The sequence below is a fragment of the Mixta calida genome (assembly GCF_002953215.1).
GTDB lineage: Bacteria > Pseudomonadota > Gammaproteobacteria > Enterobacterales > Enterobacteriaceae > Mixta > Mixta calida.
On sequence record NZ_CP026378.1, the window covers coordinates 1,945,675 to 1,963,722 of the forward strand.

The window sequence follows — 18,048 nt, forward strand, 5'->3', positions numbered from 1 at the left end:
TTTCATATTTTAGAGTTTCCATCCTTCCTCTGATGGATGCGTAAATAAATTAGCGCTTATTTCCGCGAATTTTTTTCATTTATTTAGATATTATTTTCTGTAAGGTTATGTCGAAATGGAATTCAACCTTCTCTTGCGCAGAAAGCAGTATCTTCTGCTGTCGGTCTGTTCAGTAATGGCGTTTGCTGTCGCGCCGCCTCTCCGCGCCGCTATCGGCGACGAACAGTTTATCCGACAGCAACAGCGCCAGCAGGCGCTGGAAGAGCAGCTGATCCCACCCGTTCCCGATGTGCGCTTATCTGCGCCAGCGCCTGATGCCATGCAGATTGTTTTTCCGGCCGAAAGTCCTTGCTTCACCATTCATCACGTGATGCTGGAAGGCCAGCAGGCGCTGCCGCACTGGCTGCCGTTACAAAAACTGGCGGATCGCGCGGTGGGAAAATGCCTCGGCGCGCGGGGAATTAACCTGCTGATGAGTTCGCTGCAAAACCGGATGATGTCCCACGGCTGGACCACCACGCGCGTGCTGGCTCCCGCGCAGGATTTGAAAAGCGGCCGTCTGCGGCTGACCATTCTGCCGGGTAAAATCCGCTACGTGGCCATGACGCCGGATAGCAGCCGCCGGTTCTGGCTGTACAGCGCTTTTCCCGCTCACGACGGCGATCTGCTTGATTTACGCGATATCGAACAGGGGCTGGAGAACCTGCAACGCCTGCCGACCGTCCAGGCGGAGATGGAGATCGTTCCGGCGGATCAAGCGGGCGGGAGCGACATTATGATTTCCCGTCGGCAACGCAAGTTCTGGCGGCTTGGCATGTCACTGGATGATTCCGGCACCACCGCCACCGGGCGCTATCAGGGCGGTTTGACGCTCTCCCTTGATAATCCGCTGGCGCTTAGCGACCTGTTCTGGGTTTCGCTCTCCCATGATTTGCAGCCAGGACATGAGAAGAGCAACCAGAATCTCAGCACGTACTGGTCCGTTCCGGTTGGCTGGTGGTCGTTTTCGCTGACCGGCAGCGACTACCACTACCATCAGACGGTCGCCGGTCTGACGGAGGATTACCGCTACGGCGGTAAAAGCCAGAGCCTTAGCGCCCAACTTAGCCGGATGCTGTACCGCAACGACGCGCAAAAAACCACGCTGACGTACGAAGTGCAAACCCGCACTACCCGCAATTATATCAACGATACCGAAATAGAGGTGCAGCGCCGCCACGTCTCCTCATGGAAGGCGGGGCTTCAGCATCGTCACTATATCGGCCCGGCGACCCTGGACGCGGGCATCAGCTACCAGCGCGGCACTCGCTGGTTTGGCGCGCAGCCTGCGCCGGAAGAGCTGTTTGGTGAAGGCACCGCGCTGAGCCGCATACTGCGTACCGAAGCCCGCCTGAGCCTGCCGTTTGTTCTGGCCGGAGAAGGCTTTCGTTATGACGTGGCCTGGCAACGCCAGACCAGCAACACGCCGTTGACCCCTCAGGATCGGTTTTCCGTCGGCGGTCGCTGGACCGTGCGCGGCTTTGACGGCGAGCGCACCCTGAGCGCCGATCGCGGCTGGACGGTGCGCAACGATTTATCCTGGCGCCTGCCGCTGTCGGACACCAGCCTGTTTAAAACGCACCCGCAGCCGGAGGCGAGTTACCTGGTAGAAACCGATCCGCGCTTCACCAATAACAAACAGTGGCTCGGCAGCGATTATATGCAGAACGCCTTCTCGCTGAACGGCGATAATATGCACAAACGCCTCGGCGACGGCTATTACGAGCAGCGGCTGGTGCGCGAGCAAAACATTGCCCTGACCGGGGGCCGTTATCTGGCCGATTACCGTGACGATGAGGCGCAGTTTAAGGGACTGATGAACGCGGGTATCGCTTTCGGTAAGGAACATAACCTGATACCGGGGGTGGCGCTGACCGCAGAGCAGATGAGCCTGCTAACGGAAGATATGGTGTGGCTGGTGAACGCCGATGTGGTGCTGCCGGACGGAACCCGGCAGACGGTGTTGGTGCCGCAGGTGTATGTGCGGGTGAAGGAGGGGGATATCGACGGTTCGGGCGCGTTGCTGGGTGGGCGACAGGTGGCGATGAACCTGAGCGGCGACCTGCTGAACAGCGGCGCGATAAACGGGCGCGAGACGGTACAGCTCAGCGCGGAGAATATCACCAATAAAGCGGGCGCCATTAACGGGGCGGATGTCAGCCTGCTGGCGCGTACGGATATCAACAATATTGCCGGAATGATAACCGGTAATGATTCGGTGCTGGCGAGCGCCGGACGCGATATCAATATCGTCACCACCACGCGCAGCGCGCAAAGCGCGGCCGGGCAGAACAGCTTTGCCCGCACCACTCTGGACCGGGTGGGGGGCATTTACGTTCAGGGCGAAGAGGGCAAACTTTCGCTCAGCGCCGGACGGGATATCACCCTGACCGGTGGGCAGGTCGTCAACAGCGGAAGCCTGAGCCAGACGGTGCTGAACGCCGGACGCGATCTGAACCTTAACGCGGTGGCGACCGCCGTCAGCGATAATCTGACGTGGGACAAGGATAACTGGCTGAAACAGTCCGCCACTCAGCATATGGGCAGTGCGGTGAACGGTGCGGGGTCGGTGTTGCTGACTGCCGGGCAGGATGTGAAGGCGCAGGCGGCGACAGTCAACGCAGGCGACAGTCTGGGAGTGCAGGCAGGACGGGACATCAGCCTGACCGCCGCGACGGACAGCAGCAACTTTGCGTCGCATCATAAATCTACCGGCGGCAACGGCGCATTATCAAAAACCACCGTCACCACTCATGATGTGGTCAACCGCGAGACGGCGCAGGGTTCAGCGTTCAGCGGCGCCAGCGTAACGATGCAGGCGGACAACAATCTGCTGATTCAGGGAAGCAGCGTAGCGGGCGATGATGACGTGCGTCTGGCGGCTGGCCATAACCTGGCCGTCACTACCGCAGATGAGCAGAGCGAGGAAAGCCATCAGCGTCAGGAGAAAAAATCGGGTCTGTCCGGTACCGGCGGCCTCGGACTCACCTGGGGGAATCAGAAGCTGAAGGTGACGGATACCGCGCAGGACGTGACGCAGCAGGGCAGCACCGTCGGCTCGGTGAATGGCAACGTCTCGCTGACTGCGGGTAATGAACTGACCGTGAAGGGATCGAACCTGGTGGCTGGCCGGGATATGGCGCTCAGCGGGAAGCAGGTAAATATCCTGGCGGCGGAAAACCAGAGCAGCCGGACGCATTCGGTGGAACAGAAAAGCAGCGGACTGACGCTGGCGCTGTCCGGCGCGGCGGGCGGCGCGATTAATCAGGCGGTGACGCAGGTGAAGTCGGCGAAGCAGGGGAGCAGCGGACGGCTGGCGGCGCTGCAGGGCATACAGGCGGCGCTGAGCGGTGTGCAGGCGGGTCAGGCAGTGGCGATGAACGCGGCGCAGGGCAGCAACCCGGATAACAATAATGCCATCGGGGTCACGCTCTCCTGGGGCAGTCAGTCATCAAAATCGGAGCAGACGCAGAGGCAGAGCATCTCGCAGGGCAGCAGCGCGATGGCGGGGAATAACCTGACCATCCGGGCCACAGACGGGGACATTACCGTCCGGGGAAGTGAGCTTCAGGCGGGGAATAATGCACTGCTGGCCGCCAGCCGGGATATCAATATGATTTCCGGCGAGAACACCTCTTCGCTGAGCGGAAAGAACGAAAGCAAAGGCGGCACGGTGGGCGTGGGGATCGGCGCAGGTTCAGGCGGCTGGGGTCTTCAGGTATCGGCAAGCGTGAATAAAGCCGGCGGTAAGGAGAGCGGTAACGGCACGACGCATACAGAAAGCATGCTGACCGCCGGTAATCACGTCACGCTGAAAAGCGGGCGCGACGCGACGCTGACGGGCGCGCAGGTGAGCGGGGAGAAAATTACCGCCGATGTGGGCCGTAACCTGACGCTGACCAGTGAGCAGGATACGGATAAATACGACAGCAAACAGCAGAGCGCCGGCGCGGGGGCACGTTCAGCATCGGCTCAATGAGCGGGGCGGGCAGCCTCAGCCTGAGCAAGGACAGGATGCACTCGACGTATGCGTCGGTGCAGGAGCAGACGGGCCTTTTTGCGGGCAGCGGCGGGTTTGACGTGACGGTGGGCGGACACACGCAGCTGGACGGGGCGGTTATCGCCTCCACGGCGACGGCGGAGAATAACCGCCTTGACACCGGCACGCTGGGATGGCGTGATATCGGGAACCGGGCGGACTATAAGGTCGAACATCAGGGCGCGGGCATCAGCACGGGCGGCAGCATTGGCAGCGAGTTTGCGGGGAATATGGCGAACGCCCTGCTGACCGGGGCAAACGGCAGCGGCAGCGCCAGCTCGACGACCCGTGCAGCGGTGAGCGGGGGCAACATTGTCATCCGCGACGCTGAAAAACAGCAGCAGGATATGGCGAACCTGAGCCGGGATACGGCGCATGCGCACGGGGCGTTAAGTCCGGTATTTGACAGGGAGAAAGAGCAGACCCGGCTGCGGGAAGCGCAGCTGATTGGGGAAATCGGGAATCAGGTGAGCGACATCGTGCGCACGCAGGGGAAAATCGCGGCGACGAAGGCGGCGACCGAAAAGATGGCGACTGCGACCGACGCGGACAGGGCGAGGGCGAAAGCGGACCGGGAGAAGGCCCATCCGGATAAAACGGCGACGGCGGAAGATATCACTGCTCAGATGTACCAGAATTTCTATAATCAGGCGTTCGCGGAGACCGGGCTGGGCACGGGCGGCGCCGTCCAGCAGGCGATACAGGCCGCGACGGCGGCGGTACAGGGTCTGGCGGGCGGCAATCTCGGCCAGGCCATCAGCGGGGCGGCGGCGCCGTATCTGGCGGAGCAGATACACAAGCTTGCGCCGGACGAAGCCAGCCGCGCCATGGCGCATGCGGTGGTGGGCGCGGTAACGTCCTGGGCTGCGGGCAACGGTGCGGCGGCAGGCGCGGCGGGCGCCGTGACCGGAGAGCTGATGGGGCAGCTGGTCATGGACCAGCTGTATCCGGGTAAAAAAGTCAGTGAGCTGACGCAGACGGAGAAGCAGACCATCAGTGCGCTGGGTACGCTGGCGGCGGGCCTGGCGGGCGGGCTGACCGGAGACAGCACGGCGGGAGTGATGGCCGGGGCGCAGGGCGGGAAGAATGCGGTTGAGAATAATGCGCTGGGCAGTGTGCTGGCAGCGGCAAATAAACAGAAACCCGGAACCACAGCGAATTACGAATCGGGAACACAGGCAGCAATAAAAGAAGCCTGTAGTGGAGGAACACCGGTATCCTGTCAGTTGGCTGTCGCAGCGATGGGAACAATAATATCTCCATGGATCCTCCCGGAGGCTGTGGCTATATCTGGAGCTATCGGGACTGGGGCTGTCGGTGCCATTGATTATGGATTAACCGGCTCTGTTGATCCTAAAAATGTTATAGGCGCTTACTGGACTGGCGCTTTAACCCGATACACCGGATTTAAATCAACAGTAGCTATAAATGCTGCTGGCGGCGCTATAACCAGTTATATAGATGGTAAAAATCCTTTCCTTTACGGCACGATTAGTGGAGTGGGTGGTGCGATTGGTTATGGAATAGGAAATAAAATCATTACACCAATAGCAGATGATATCTTCAATCCGACATGGAAAACTTTACGTTGGGATGATATTGGAATGGGAATATCTAGACCTTCTACATTGAATCCTATTCCTGCTATCACAGGAACAGCAGGTGGAGGTTTAGCTGGGGAAACTTTCAACGTTCTTACTGATCCAAACGCCTCACTTGGAAACGAAAAGGAAATTCGTAATGAAAAGTAAGAAATGGATATTATTATTATTTTTATTTTTGCTGCTATCAATTTTAACCATGAACTTCATAGGGTTGGTTGTATATGCCTTTGCAAAAATATATCTGTATTTTGTCCGTGACGTTCCCTTTCTGACATATTTGCCCGGGCTATATAAAATCATCAGAGGCGCTTCGTTTGGAGGTATAGTGGTTGGAATAGGTTGTTGGTACGTTTATTATCGAAATGAACATTCATAATGATCTTCAATAAGTTCAACCTAAACCTTAGGTGCGATGACTAAATATAAATTCTCCGCTCTCAAAAGCGGGGAGTTTTACTTTATAACCAGCACGTTATCTTCTTCGCGGCATATCTACTCCTCCCCGAGCAGCCGGATGATCAACTGGCCCGGCCCGGTGATCACTTCGACAACCGCTTCAGACGTGGACGAGGAGCTGCTGAACCGCTGCCTGGTGCTGACGGTGAACGAGTCCAGAGAGCAGACGGAAGCAATACACGCGCAGCAGCGGCGGGCGCAGACGCTGGAAGGCTTACTGGCGCAGTCGGAAAAGGGTTATCTGGCCCGGTTACACCGGAACGCGCAGCGGCGGCTGCGCCCGCTGAAGGTGGTGAACCCTTACGCGGAGCAACTGACGTTCCTGAGCGACAAAACGCGCACCCGGCGCGACCATATGAAATACCTCACCCTGATACAGAGCGTTGCGCTGCTGCACCAGTACCAGCGGACAGTGAAGCGGACGGAGCATCGCGGCAGCGTTATCGAGTATATCGAGGTGCAGCCGTCAGACATCCGGCTGGCGAACCGGCTGGCGCATGAGGTCCTGGGCCGGACGCTGGACGAGATGCCGCCGCAGACGCGGAAGCTGCTGCTGCTGATACAGGCGATGGTGCAGGAGACTGCGCAGCGGCAGAACTGCCTGCCTTCAGAGGTGCGGTTCACGCGGCGGGACATCCGGGCGTGGACGAACTGGAGCGACAGCCAGCTCAAGCACCACTGCCTGCGGCTGAGTGAAATGGAGTACCTGTTAACCCACGGCGGCAGTCGCGGTCACCTGCTGCGCTATGAGCTGCTGTGGGACGGCGGCAGCGGTGAGGAAAGCCACCTGTGCGGGCTGCTGAGCGTGAATGAAAAAGCCGGAGATGACGAAGGCGGTAAACGTAAGTTCGGGCCGGAAGAGAGTAAGTCCGCCTTAAGTTCGGGTCAGGTTCGGGATAAGTTCGGGCCGGGAAAATCGGCGTCAGGGCAGGCAGGAGAAGGCCCGGCGGGTGAAGCGGTTCGGGTTGCTGAAAACGCAGTAATAAGAGAGAAAAAGAAAACCCCGCTGCCGCCTTCGCCTTCGTCAGTCAGCCTTCCTTCTTAGCCGCCTGCCGCAGACAGCGCCCGTTCTGACAAAGGAGTGTCATCATGGCCAACCGCAAACCCCGTTCAGACCGCCTGCTTACCGTCGATGAAATCTACCGCCAGCCGGTTGGCCCGGCGTCCGACCCGAAAAGCCTGTATGCGCTGCTGCGGTTCGTGCGGTGGCGGCGGGAGCGCAACTGGTCAGAGACGACGCTGAAGGTGCAGACGCATCACAGTTATCGCTTTATCTGCTGGGCGGATGAACGGGGTATCCGGTACGCGGCGGAGGTGACCCGTCCGGTGCTGGAGAGCTGGCAGCGCTGGCTGTACGGCTACCGAAAAACGAACGGGGAGCCGCTGAGCAGCCGGACGCAGCGGACGGCGCTTCAGCCGCTTCAGGTGTGGTTCTCCTGGCTGACAAAACAGGGGCTGATACTGGCGAATCCGGCGGCGGACCTGGAGCTGCCGCGGCTGGAGCGGCGGCTGCCGCGCACGATACTGAGCGTGGAGCAGGTAGAAGACATCCTGGCGCTGTGCGACCTGACGACGCTTCAGGGCGTGCGCGACCGTGCGCTGATGGAGCTGCTGTGGTCAACGGGCATCCGGCGCGGCGAGGCGGCCAGGCTTGAGATATACAGCACGGACTTCGTGCGGCGGACGCTGAGCTTACAGGGCAAGGGAAACCAAGACCGGGTGGTGCCGGCGGGAGAGCGTGCGCTGTGGTGGCTTGAGCGCTACCTCAGCCAGGTGAGGCCGGAAATAGCTGTCACGCCAGGCTGCCGGGCGCTGTTCCTGGCGATGGACGGCGTGGCGGGGCTGACGGCGAACGGCATCACGCAGGCGGTGGTGCCGTACCTGAGAGCGGCGGGCATCGACAGGGGAAGCTGCCACCTGTTCCGTCACGCAATGGCGACGCAGATGCTGGAGAACGGCGCGGACCTGCGGTGGATACAGGCGATGCTGGGTCACAGGAGCGTGGAGAGCACGCAGATATACACGCAGGTGAGCATAAAGGCGCTTCAGGCGGTCCATGCGTCAACGCATCCGGCAGAGCAGCGGGACAACCAGAAACCAGACAGGATGGAGTAAAGGTGATGATAAGGTATATACTTGGTCAGTACTTAAGCAGAGTGGGAGAAAGAGCCATGCCTAAAGAAGCGGTGTTCACGATGAAGCTGGAAAGCTCGCTGCGGGAAGAGTTCATCGCCGCTGCGAAAGCCAGTGACAGACCGGCCTCGCAGGTAATACGCGAGCTGATGCGGGAATACATCCGTCGCCAGAGCGAGAGTCGGGCTTACGATACTTACCTGGCGCAGAAAGTGGAGAGAGGACGGCAGGATATACGAGCAGATAACGTTGTGAGCAACGAAGAGGCTGAAGCGCAGTTCGCCGCGCGTCGGGCAAAACTGGCGGGGAAAGCGTGAAGGTGCTGTGGGCGCAGGAGGCGCTCAACGACCGTACAGCAATATGGGATTACCTCGAGGAACGAAACCCGCTGGCTGCGGCGGAGATGGATGAGCGGTTCAGTGAAGCCGCGGCCAGGCTGGCAGAGCAGCCGCTGATGGGTGCGCCGGGAAAAATAGCGGGTACGCGGGAGCTGATACCGCATGAACATTACCGGCTTGTGTATGAGCTGGATGAAGAAGCCGGTATCGTCTGGATAGTGACGCTGATCCACACGGCCCGATGCTGGCCGCCGGTCTCGCCGGAAAGTTAGCAGAGTTAGCGGAGCCCTCTGTAAGCCGGGCTGTTCGCTGTGCGGCAGGGCGCGCCATCCGTGGCGCGATCTGCCTTCATCCTGTTCCGTGCGTCGCGGGGTAAATGGCCGTGCGGCGGCCGGTCCGCTGTGCAATATGCAGGTACGGGATGGCCGCCGCGCGTCCATTAACCATAATGCGGGAGATTACACGCACTCTCGCGATTCACACCTGACTCCTTCCTGAAACAACGTCATGCGCTCGTATGCGTATAATCTGCATTATGGCGTGCGCCCCGCGTTCAGCGCCGGGGTGCGGCCGCCATCCCAGGCGGCGTCAGCCGCGTCATCGCCGGTAAGTAACCCCAGAGGAAGTCGGCCTGACGGCCTCCGCTAAAGGGCTTAATGCCCGCCCGGCGTCGTCTGTCTGCGACGGCTCGCACTGCGCTGCGCTGCGTTGCTCGTACCCGCCTCGCCAGCTTCCGCTTCCCACCCCGGCCTGGTGTGGCCATGCAAACCCGTTCGTTCCCTCAGCCTTCCGTGCCTCAGAGCGCTGTACAGCGCTTGCGGGCTTCGCCAGCCCGCGCCCGGCAGACGGTTCACCGGGTCACAGCAAGCTGTGACCCGGCTCCCGCCGCGCTGGACCGGTAATGACAGGGGAGAAGATGCTGTTAAAATGCGCAGCAGGATAACGCAGGGAAAGCGGAATGAAACGGATAAGGAAAGCCCTCACATGGATGCTGTGCGCGGTGATGCTCAGTGGTGCGGTAGCGTGTACGGGCGAAAAAGGCGCGTCGGGGCAAAAAGTTGTAGCTCAGGAAATGCCTCAGCCAGAATCATCTGTAAGTGGCGGAAAGAACAGGGAAAAAGCGGTTGCGGCGGCTGACTGTACAACGGAAGAAGTTGTTGTTGAGAATAATTTACTCGGCGGTAGTGAAGATGCTCAGGCTGCATGGATACGCCAGCATGGCGTCGATATGGCGACCTGTTCTGACAATCCGAGTGGGGCCGCATGTCAGAAAGCAATGAATGAACGTGATGCCGTAGGGTTGGCGCTTGCTACAGGTAGTGTTGCCCTGTTACCGGGTGGCGCTCAGGCTATGTGGGGTCTTGGAGCCGGTGCGAATGCAGGTATCAGTTATCTGGCGGATAGCACGATAGATCCGGCGAATGCGGCTATTGCTGGCTGGGTGAACGTTATCAGCATGGGCAATGGCCTGGCGGGTACTGTTGGCTGGAATGCTGCGGGCGGTGCACTGGGTAACTGGCTGGATGATAAAGCTCCACTATCTGGAGCAATAACAAACGGTGTTGGTGCAGGCATTGGTTACGGTATAGGAAAGGGTATTTCTTGGGGGACTAATACAGGGGCAAACTGGTGGAAGGAGGGCTGGGATCCGAAATTCAATTCAACCTTACAGAAATATACAGAGATAAAAGGTGATTTTGGCATTTCGAAGGAAATGACACCAAGTAATTTCCCTGGTTTGATTGGTGATATTGGGGGAAGTATCACTTCAGAGTTAGGGGGGAAGTATACAGAACAAAAAATGAAGCAAGAGGGAAATAAGAAATGAGGTCAATATTACTTCTTGTTTTCTTTGTTTTGATTAGCATGCTTTCTATCTTCCTGACTGGTCTTGCTTTATATGCCTTTGGAGAGTTTTTCTTCCTTTTTTATAAACAGATTCCAGTATCTTTTACTACGTATAAATTTTTTCTCATATGTAAAATCAGTGTTTATGTTGGTGGCTTTGTAGGAATGGTTATGTGGGTTGCAAGGTTATTAAAAGTAAAAGGTTTTTAACATTTGTAAAAGCTCCCCGACCCCTGAGTCGGGGAGCTTACTTTATAGTGGAGAATAACTTTCTTGGAGCAACATCCTCAGACAAACTCGATAAGGCCGTTGAGAAAATTAAGAATGGTGACAAGTCATTAGCTGCTGCGAATGAGCTGATTACGCTGGAAAATGCCGATAAGCGCAGCGATGCCCTGGTGTCTAAATTTACTAAAGACCCTTCACAAATGAGCAGCACGGAACGCGCTGAACTGGCGGGATATCAGCGGGTTTATGCGGCTGAAATGGAGAAGAAATACGGTTCCGCCGTCTCGCAGGAGCTGGTTAAGGGACTGCTGTCAGGCCAGGACTATATAAAACATAATCCTGACTCTGAGGCAATGGCGAAGGCGCAGAGCATCATGAACACCTGGGGCTACCATAAATCGAATGCCAGTAGTGGGGATGCACCGCTGATATTTGGCGGAAGTGTGCTGGGTCTTACCGTGAAAGAAATGACGACGAATGCGGCAATCGGTGTGGAAGTTAATACTGGTGTTCAGCTTGCCGGAAAAGATCCGTTCAGCTATGTGGATGCGATTATGGCGGGGGTAACAGCGGCAGCAACGACAGGAAAAGGGATCATAGCTTCAACTCCTGTCAATATGGGCGGGGCGGCAATCGGAAGCGGATTTAAGGGAGAAGAACCACTTAACTCTATGGCTGGTGCGGCTGCGGGTACTGTCGTTGGTGGCTTAGGCGGTGAAATAATAAAAGGAGTCGGCTCAAAGCTTGGAAAAGATGCAGCGTCTGATTTAACAGGTACGGTTCTTGGAGGCTACATCGGCGAGAAAACAGGGAGTGCTGTTAAAGATGAACTCGATAAGAAGGATAAAACCGATGCTAAAAAATAATCTTTTTAGTTTGGTCAAACTGATATTGAGTTGCCTGATTTTATTACTCATTGGCGATGTTGTAGCTGAACTACTTGCATCAGTGATTATTTATTTTAAAAAGGGTTTTTTCCCCTTTAATTGGGGTGATGTTTTTGCCTCTTTCTTTGAATCTGGATATGTTGGTGGCCTTATTTTGGGTATCGGGATTTGGATAAAAATCTGGTTAAAGGAGAGAAAAAGCCGGAAAACTCCACCTGAATGAAAGTTCTATCCCAACCCCTGCTGCGGGTCTTGTTGTTGAGAATAACCTTCTGGGCGGCAATGAATGGACGCAGGGAGAAAAAGCCAGGGAGCATGGTAAGGATGTGCTGTCATGTGCAAACAATCCTTCAGGAGAAGCCTGCCAGCGAGGCCTGGCGGAAAACAAAGCCTATGCGGGAGCGCTGGCTACAGGAGGCGTGGCGTTATTGCCCGGTGCCGCGCAGGCGATGTGGGAGTTGGGCACAGGGGTAAACGCAGGTGCTCAGTATGCTGAAGATGGCAAGGTGAATCCGGTTAACTCTATTGTTGCTGGCTGGATAAACGTTGCCAGCATGGGGAATGGCTTATGGGGAACAGTGGGCTGGAATGCAGCCGGTGGCGCGCTAAAAAAAGCACGATAAAGAGAACAGCTTAAACCCATGCCAAATAAAGCCGGTGTTGATGCGCAAAAAAACGGCAGTACAATAGCCGGACATGAGGATGCGTTTTCCTCTCCTGACCGCAGGCTGCCATGATCTCCATAAAAACCTTTTGTCTGAGCTTTCTTTGCATTATTTTGCTTTCGCTTGTCGCCAGCCTTGCCCAGGCCATGCATCAGCGGGATTCGCGCCAGCTGGAGGGCTGGTGGTCTGCCCGACGTGATTCCGCCGGAATAGCGCCCAACGCCCGGCAAAATGCCGGACTGGCGATTGTCCAGGTCTATGCCGCGCCTACATGGGGCTGGAAAGGCGTGGTGGCAGTCCATCCGTGGATCATTTTTAAACGCGCCGGTGAAACGGAATATAATCGCTACGAGGTGATCAGCTGGGGCGCGGGAATAAAAGTGCGTCGCAATCGCAACGCGCCGGATGGTTACTGGTATGGCGCAAAACCTCGCCTGCTGGTGGATCATCGTGGCCCAGAGGCTGAAGCGATGATTCCGCAGATTGAAGCGGCCATCGCCTCTTACCCGTGGCCGGATACCTACCGCGCCTGGCCCGGACCTAACAGCAACACCTTTATCGCACATATCGGGCGCGAAGTACCCGCTCTGAAACTGGATCTGCCAGCCAATGCGGTAGGCAAAGATTTTCGCTCGCTGCTTAATCCCGTTGGCCTGCCGCCGTCGGGGCGTGGATTGCAGGTTTCGGTGCTGGGCGTCGCCGGCATCACGCTGGGGGCAGAGGAGGGGTTCGAGGTCAACGTGCTGGGGCTCAATCTGGGGCTGGATTTTTCGCCGCTGCGTTTACGACTGCCGTTTATCGGCGGGCTGGGACGCGATAATTTGCAGAAGAAAGATCCGGTCAGCCCGGAGTGATAGTGAAGTTTAACCGGCTCGATAAAAGAAAAATCCACGCGCCTGCGTGGATTTTACAGCGATGGCGTGTTTATAAGATTTCTACTCATTGCCCCATTGGTTGAGGAACTCAGCGATCTCATCGATACGTCGCGCGTCAATGCCGGCTTCGCTGGCCATCTCCTGCTGCGCGTCCTCACCAATCTCTTCGTTATTCATTAAGCGGGTAATCAGTAGCTGGAAATAGCGCGCCAGGGGCTCGCGTTCTGATTCACCCACTGCTTTTGCGGATTCGGTCGAGTACTCATCCACGATATCATAATATTTCAGTGGTACTTCATTGTTCATAAGGCGTCTCCTGGGGTATGCCTGTATCAGGTGAGGGCTGCTGCATCTGTCTGGCCGTTGCCAACCCTTCTTCCATGAACGGGCGCAACATATCGTCTCAGTGAAAGCCTGAAGACCCTTTCACCGATACGTATCGCAAAAGCGTTCATTACCACATTAAATCATCGGGCACTTTAAAATCAGCGTAAGGATCTTCCTCATCCTGCGCTTCCTGGCTCAGTGCGCTATTTAAAACAATACTGTTAGCATCGCGCTGCGCGATTTTGTCGGCTACGCTTGCGGGAATAATAGCGTATGTACTCTCATCGCTGTTATCAGCGGCCAAACGAGCAATGGCGAGACGTCCGCTAATCAACTGAGCCTGTGTCGCCTTATCCACCATCATTTCCTTAATTAACTTCCCATCGGTGAAGTTAAAGCGAATCGTCCCTTTTACAATCTCGATCTTGTTCATTTCAATGAGCTGCTTCACCTGAGCTTTATACGCTTTAGACAAGGCAGCCTGTTTTTGCTGTTCGTTTAGCTGCTTATCTCGCTCAAGCTGCGCTTTTTTGTTTTCTTCTACAGCCGCTCTTGCCTCACGTGCCTGAACGCGTGATTTTTTCGCCGTTCTTTGCACTTTTTCCATTTTCTTGCTGGTTACTAATCCAGCCTTGAGCATCTGTTCCTGTAGGGTGAGTTTTGTCATCTTCGTTTCTACACCAGTTAAATAATTGTGGAATGATACCTGTTATTTTTGTAACCGTATCAGGTTGCAGAGCCTGAGCGCCGTGCGGCTTGCATGTGCTGCCGAAAGGGGGAAAGCGCCCTCTGGCGAGGCTTAACGCGGTCTGTAAGCGATGCCGAAACCCTGCTTATGAGCGATGCAGAATTTCGGCAGGATCGGGCCGGGTGATTCAGACCTTGAGCAGCTTTACCGTGCTCTCTATATCGATCTCATCTTCCGAGAAGATTAAGGTCGTGCCCTGAAAGGTGGTGATCGCCAGTTTTTTCACCGAGCGCATTTCACCGGGCTTCTCAGCGCTTTTCGGCCTGATATTGTTCATCAGTATGCCCACCGACAGTATCGGCTTTTCTTTATCGATGCCGCTCGCGACAGGCTCCTCTTCGCTGTAAACCACGTAAGATTTAATTGAGGTAAGCTTAAGGCGTTCGCCCGCGATATAGATGTATTTGCTTTCCGGGATGACTTTCACAGCATACGCTGATAAACCCTTATTGTTGGTTGTCGGTTCAAAAGTCACCGCCGCATCTTTCTTAATCAGTTCCGGGTTGGCGACCTTAATCACATGAAAATAACGGTTATCGCCGTTTTCATCTTTGATAAATCCAAAACCTTTATCCTGAAACCAGGTTGTGATCGTTCCTTTCATCGCCGTTACCGCCTACTTAATCGTTTATTAACTGAGATTTTGCAGCGCGCAGTGTAAAACACAACGCCGGTGCAGACTACGCCTTTGGTTTAAGTCTGGCTGATAAATTTTGTTCCGGCGAGCGGCGCTGCTGTTCGTCAGACTGAATAGCCTGTGCGCTTATTTGGCGCCGTGCTTTTATGAAAGGGTGAGGGCATAAAATGAAAAATCCACGCAGGCGCGTGGATTAGCTGTTGCTTGATTCCATGCCGGGCATTACCGCAGCGCATTCCTGCTGAACTAAGTCAGGTTCTGAGAGAGCGCCTTACGTACATTACTCGCTTCAGGTGCATCAAGCGGTGTGACCATGGCATAGTTATAATGTTCGTCGCTCCAGTATTGCGCCATAACATTTTCTGCTTTACGCTCCCCTTGCGATATTTTATTCTGGCTAAGCGGCCGGATATACCAGGCGACACGGATGCCGCGTGGATCCTGATACATCACCACGGCGGCTGGCCCCTGCGCCGTCGCCATCAGGCGAGCGCCGAGCGGTTTAAAGCCATAGCGTTCAAGGTTGGGCGGCAGCGCGCCGCGAATAAAATAGCGCGTCACCCAGCCTGCCAGCTCTGCATGCTGACTGGCGCTCACGTCGAGCGGAAGCGTTGTCTCATCGCCAAACAGTTTATAGGCCTGAACGGCATCTTCCATTGGCAGAGGCGCTGACATTTGCGCATCTTTAAGTTGCCATCCGGTCATTCCGCCGACGCTGAGGGAGAGAACAAACAGACAGGCCAGCGCCACCTTTCTTTGCCGCTGCTCTCGCACGCGGCGATGAAAATAATGGGGTTCGACACTATTCATGTGCAACGGCTGCCGGTTTATTGCATGACGTAGATGCTGCATTTCATGACGCAACGCGGCCATTTGTGCGGCAACCTGGGGATTTTCCGCCAGGTAGCGCTCTACCTGCTGCGCCGTCGCCTCATCAAGCTCGCCATCCATCCAGGCGTGCAGTTGCTGTTCGTCGGGGGTCATTTTAGCCTCCTCAGTGACATCGGACTCACTTTGCCTTCCGATTTCTCATGTAACAATTTACGCGCCCGGGAAAGACGAGACATGACGGTTCCCAGCGGGATATTCAGTGCCATAGCGGCCTCTTTATAGGTGAGCTCTTCCACGCTCACCAGCAACAAAACAGCGCGATAGTCGGTCGGCAGCGTAGCAAACAGCGCCAGCGTATCGTCGGCTATTGCCATCGCTTCGACAGAGGGGCCCGGTAGATCTTCGCCGGTGAAAAAAGCCAGAATCGCGTGGTAGCGTTTTCGTCTGCGTTCCCCGTCAATAAACTGCCGGTAAAGCACAGAAAACAACCAGGCGCGCAAACTCTGGTCACGGGTATTTTGCGCCCTGTGGGTCAGGGCTTTCATCAGACAGCTCTGCACCAGGTCGTCGGCGCTGTGCGGATTACGGGTCAGCCACAGTGCAAATCGCTGCAAATGCGGCATCATCTCCCGGATTTCATCATCAGTCAGATTTGACACAGCCGCCTCTCAAGGTTTGCGCTGTCCGGTCATACTCTCAAACACACCGTCACGCAGTATTAGCGCATGCAGTAATGCCGCCGCCAGATGTCCCATGATGGTCACAAACAGCAGCAGAGCGACGAGAGAATGCAGCGGACGTAACAGAGCATAGACATCATTATTAACCGGTAACAGTGGCGGTAAAACAATTCCAGCACCGATGGTGATCGGATAGCCTGCCGCCGACAGCATCGCCCAGCCAATCAGCGGCTGAGCCAGCATCAGCGCATACAGTATCCAGTGTGAGAGATGCGCCAGCCCGCGCTGCCAGCCGGGAATCGAGCGGGGCAAGGGGGCGTTGCGGTAAAGAAGCGTAACCATAAACGCACTAACACCAGCAGCAATATCATCAGCCCGAGTGGTTTATGCAGAGAGACCAGCAACGCATGCAGTGACGACACAGTGGAAACCATCGCAACGCCAATAAACAGCATAGCCAGTATGGCGGTAGCCATTAGCCAGTGCAGCACGCGCAGCGCGGGATGAAAATGCGTAACCTGTTTCATAATGAGTGCCCTGACTGTTCAGACTGCTCGCGGGTGCGAAGATTGTAAGATTTGGCATAGGCAGCCGATCGCGCATTAAGGAGCGGATCGCTGGAAGCGGCTATGCCATCCGGCAGAATCAACGGATCGTAATTAATGTCATTACAGGCTCCCTGCTGTTGCGGCATGGCGCGAGTGACTGTCAGCGTTCCGGCATTAATCGTCTGCCGATCGGCGGGCCAGACTTTGGAGGCGTCGTTCTCTGGATCGCCCGCTCCGGCTACCGTGATAATCAAATCCCATCTAAGCGGCGCGCTGGCGAGGCGTTGCTGCAAATCTTCCTGCAAAAACTGTTTATCCGTTCGCTGCGCCGCGGTTATCGGCTGACGCGGCATTCGCGGCACCATGCTCCAGCGGACCAGATGTTTATTATTCGCTTTATCGACAAAGAAGAAGGCGTTAAGGCTATTAAACTGGTCACTTCCCCAACTGGAGGAGGGAACATAATGCTTTAACCAGCTCAGGAAGGGGACAATTTCTGGATGCTTATCAATAAGGTTTTTTATATTTTCTGGCCTGGGTTTTCCGGTTGCGGGATCGGGTCGTGAAGCGACCTGCTGGTCGTAAAATCCCTGCACCGTCGCTACCGGAAAAAACGGAATGGCATTCATCCCGGTACGCCATTGTTCTCCATCTGCTAACTGGAACAGTAGCGCCATACTGCGAACAGGAACGGCATAATCGGGCGCATCTGCATTACCGCCGGCAAACGCCAGTCGTCCTGTCACCGGGGTCGTCATCCCCTGAGCAAAAAGCGCTGCGTGGGAAATCGCGCTGGCGTTGCCACTGGAAATAAAATTGCCCACCACACATACCCCTTTGGCATGGTTACGACGGTAACCAGGATGTTTTCCGCCGGATTGCTCCAGCGTGACAATCAGCTTATCGGCGGAGAGACGTTGCGGGGTCAGCCATCCTCCTGCCCATAAAATCAGGAAGGTGAGTGACAGCGGAACGGCGGCAATCAGTGAAAGGCGCGTCAGTTTCTGCCTGAGTAAAAGAGAAGAATGCGGCATGTTAAAGGCTCATCTGTGTGCTAAGAATGCATAAGACGAACCACAGGAAGAGTTATTCCCGTCGCCAGATAATTTTTTTGCGCTATTTTGCGCGGGCTGCGTTTTAGTGCTGAGGTGTCTGTTAAACCCGT

General features: G+C 56.0%; 14 protein-coding genes and 4 pseudogenes. 11 read left to right on the forward strand and 7 right to left on the reverse strand.

Annotated elements, in window-relative coordinates; all coding sequences use genetic code 11:
- Positions 1-175: 175 nt before the first annotated feature.
- The 11 genes and pseudogenes from C2E16_RS21485 to C2E16_RS09285 all read left to right on the forward strand — a co-directional run bounded on the left by C2E16_RS21485 (position 176) and on the right by C2E16_RS09285 (position 13,091).
- Positions 176-4,018, forward strand: a complete 3,843-nt coding sequence (locus tag C2E16_RS21485) for a ShlB/FhaC/HecB family hemolysin secretion/activation protein (protein ID WP_167401687.1) — start codon at positions 176-178, stop codon at positions 4,016-4,018.
- A complete protein-coding gene (locus tag C2E16_RS21490) occupies positions 4,015-5,829 on the forward strand; it encodes a VENN motif pre-toxin domain-containing protein (RefSeq protein ID WP_104951481.1) in 1,815 nt (604 codons plus the stop codon). The genes C2E16_RS21485 and C2E16_RS21490 overlap by 4 nt, the downstream gene beginning before the upstream one ends.
- 382 nt (positions 5,830-6,211) lie before the next feature.
- Positions 6,212-7,183: pseudogene (locus C2E16_RS09240) on the forward strand (DNA primase); the annotation flags it as partial.
- 44 nt (positions 7,184-7,227) lie between these two features.
- A complete protein-coding gene (xerC, locus tag C2E16_RS09245) occupies positions 7,228-8,253 on the forward strand; it encodes a site-specific tyrosine recombinase XerC (RefSeq protein WP_084970824.1) in 1,026 nt (341 codons plus the stop codon).
- Positions 8,254-8,309: 56 nt separating this feature from the next.
- A complete protein-coding gene (locus C2E16_RS09250) occupies positions 8,310-8,588 on the forward strand; it encodes a hypothetical protein (protein ID WP_038630021.1) in 279 nt (92 codons plus the stop codon).
- Entirely contained in the window at positions 8,585-8,881 is a 297-nt protein-coding gene (locus C2E16_RS09255) for a type II toxin-antitoxin system RelE/ParE family toxin (protein WP_038626512.1), read from the forward strand. The genes C2E16_RS09250 and C2E16_RS09255 overlap by 4 nt, the downstream gene beginning before the upstream one ends.
- A gap of 686 nt (positions 8,882-9,567) precedes the next feature.
- Positions 9,568-10,437, forward strand: coding sequence for a hypothetical protein (locus tag C2E16_RS09260; protein ID WP_306552691.1), 870 nt, complete (start codon positions 9,568-9,570; stop codon positions 10,435-10,437).
- 277 nt (positions 10,438-10,714) lie between these two features.
- A pseudogene (locus C2E16_RS09270) lies at positions 10,715-11,551 on the forward strand (filamentous hemagglutinin N-terminal domain-containing protein); the annotation flags it as partial.
- On the forward strand, positions 11,538-11,795 hold the full coding sequence (locus tag C2E16_RS09275; protein ID WP_038626507.1) for a hypothetical protein: 258 nt from the start codon (positions 11,538-11,540) through the stop codon (positions 11,793-11,795). The pseudogene C2E16_RS09270 and the gene C2E16_RS09275, both read left to right, overlap by 14 nt.
- Before the next feature lie 34 nt (positions 11,796-11,829).
- Positions 11,830-12,189, forward strand: a pseudogene (locus C2E16_RS21400) (hypothetical protein); the annotation flags it as partial.
- A gap of 116 nt (positions 12,190-12,305) precedes the next feature.
- Positions 12,306-13,091 carry a DUF3750 domain-containing protein gene (locus C2E16_RS09285; protein ID WP_084970826.1) on the forward strand — a complete coding sequence of 262 codons (786 nt, stop codon included), beginning with the start codon at positions 12,306-12,308 and terminating at the stop codon, positions 13,089-13,091.
- Positions 13,092-13,172: 81 nt separating this feature from the next.
- Here C2E16_RS09285 and C2E16_RS09290 read toward each other — a convergent pair whose 3' ends face one another.
- The 7 genes and pseudogenes from C2E16_RS09290 to C2E16_RS09320 form a co-directional block, all read right to left on the reverse strand.
- Positions 13,173-13,418 (reverse strand): YmjA family protein, encoded by a 246-nt coding sequence (locus tag C2E16_RS09290; protein ID WP_038626504.1) that lies wholly within the window; start codon positions 13,416-13,418, stop codon positions 13,173-13,175.
- A gap of 148 nt (positions 13,419-13,566) precedes the next feature.
- Positions 13,567-14,106, reverse strand: a complete 540-nt coding sequence (locus tag C2E16_RS09295; RefSeq protein ID WP_038626503.1) for a DUF2058 domain-containing protein — start codon at positions 14,104-14,106, stop codon at positions 13,567-13,569.
- Positions 14,107-14,314: 208 nt separating this feature from the next.
- Positions 14,315-14,791, reverse strand: a complete 477-nt coding sequence (locus C2E16_RS09300) for a cold-shock protein (RefSeq protein ID WP_038626502.1) — start codon at positions 14,789-14,791, stop codon at positions 14,315-14,317.
- A 279-nt stretch (positions 14,792-15,070) separates the two neighbouring features.
- Positions 15,071-15,808 carry an anti-sigma factor family protein gene (locus C2E16_RS09305; RefSeq protein WP_038626501.1) on the reverse strand — a complete coding sequence of 246 codons (738 nt, stop codon included), beginning with the start codon at positions 15,806-15,808 and terminating at the stop codon, positions 15,071-15,073.
- A complete protein-coding gene (locus C2E16_RS09310) occupies positions 15,805-16,314 on the reverse strand; it encodes a sigma-70 family RNA polymerase sigma factor (RefSeq protein ID WP_174705314.1) in 510 nt (169 codons plus the stop codon). Before C2E16_RS09310 ends, C2E16_RS09305 begins: the two co-directional genes overlap by 4 nt.
- 9 nt (positions 16,315-16,323) lie before the next feature.
- Positions 16,324-16,862 (reverse strand): annotated as a pseudogene (locus C2E16_RS09315) (cytochrome b).
- Positions 16,859-17,917, reverse strand: a complete 1,059-nt coding sequence (locus C2E16_RS09320) for a catalase family peroxidase (protein WP_084970828.1) — start codon at positions 17,915-17,917, stop codon at positions 16,859-16,861. The pseudogene C2E16_RS09315 and the gene C2E16_RS09320 overlap by 4 nt, the downstream one beginning before the upstream one ends.
- Positions 17,918-18,048 lie beyond the last annotated feature (131 nt).

Excerpts from the sequence above, each read along its gene's own strand:
- C2E16_RS21485 (WP_167401687.1), top strand. The coding sequence starts at position 176 with ATGGCGTTTGCTGTCGCGCCGCCTCTCCGCGCCGCTATCGGCGACGAA.
- C2E16_RS21490 (WP_104951481.1), top strand. The coding sequence starts at position 4,015 with ATGAGCGGGGCGGGCAGCCTCAGCCTGAGCAAGGACAGGATGCACTCG.
- xerC (WP_084970824.1), top strand. The coding sequence starts at position 7,228 with ATGGCCAACCGCAAACCCCGTTCAGACCGCCTGCTTACCGTCGATGAA.
- C2E16_RS09250 (WP_038630021.1), top strand. The coding sequence starts at position 8,310 with ATGCCTAAAGAAGCGGTGTTCACGATGAAGCTGGAAAGCTCGCTGCGG.
- C2E16_RS09260 (WP_306552691.1), top strand. The coding sequence starts at position 9,568 with ATGAAACGGATAAGGAAAGCCCTCACATGGATGCTGTGCGCGGTGATG.
- C2E16_RS09275 (WP_038626507.1), top strand. The coding sequence starts at position 11,538 with ATGCTAAAAAATAATCTTTTTAGTTTGGTCAAACTGATATTGAGTTGC.
- C2E16_RS09285 (WP_084970826.1), top strand. The coding sequence starts at position 12,306 with ATGATCTCCATAAAAACCTTTTGTCTGAGCTTTCTTTGCATTATTTTG.
- C2E16_RS09290 (WP_038626504.1), bottom strand. The coding sequence starts at position 13,418 with ATGAACAATGAAGTACCACTGAAATATTATGATATCGTGGATGAGTAC.
- C2E16_RS09295 (WP_038626503.1), bottom strand. The coding sequence starts at position 14,106 with ATGACAAAACTCACCCTACAGGAACAGATGCTCAAGGCTGGATTAGTA.
- C2E16_RS09300 (WP_038626502.1), bottom strand. The coding sequence starts at position 14,791 with ATGAAAGGAACGATCACAACCTGGTTTCAGGATAAAGGTTTTGGATTT.
- C2E16_RS09305 (WP_038626501.1), bottom strand. The coding sequence starts at position 15,808 with ATGACCCCCGACGAACAGCAACTGCACGCCTGGATGGATGGCGAGCTT.
- C2E16_RS09320 (WP_084970828.1), bottom strand. The coding sequence starts at position 17,917 with ATGCCGCATTCTTCTCTTTTACTCAGGCAGAAACTGACGCGCCTTTCA.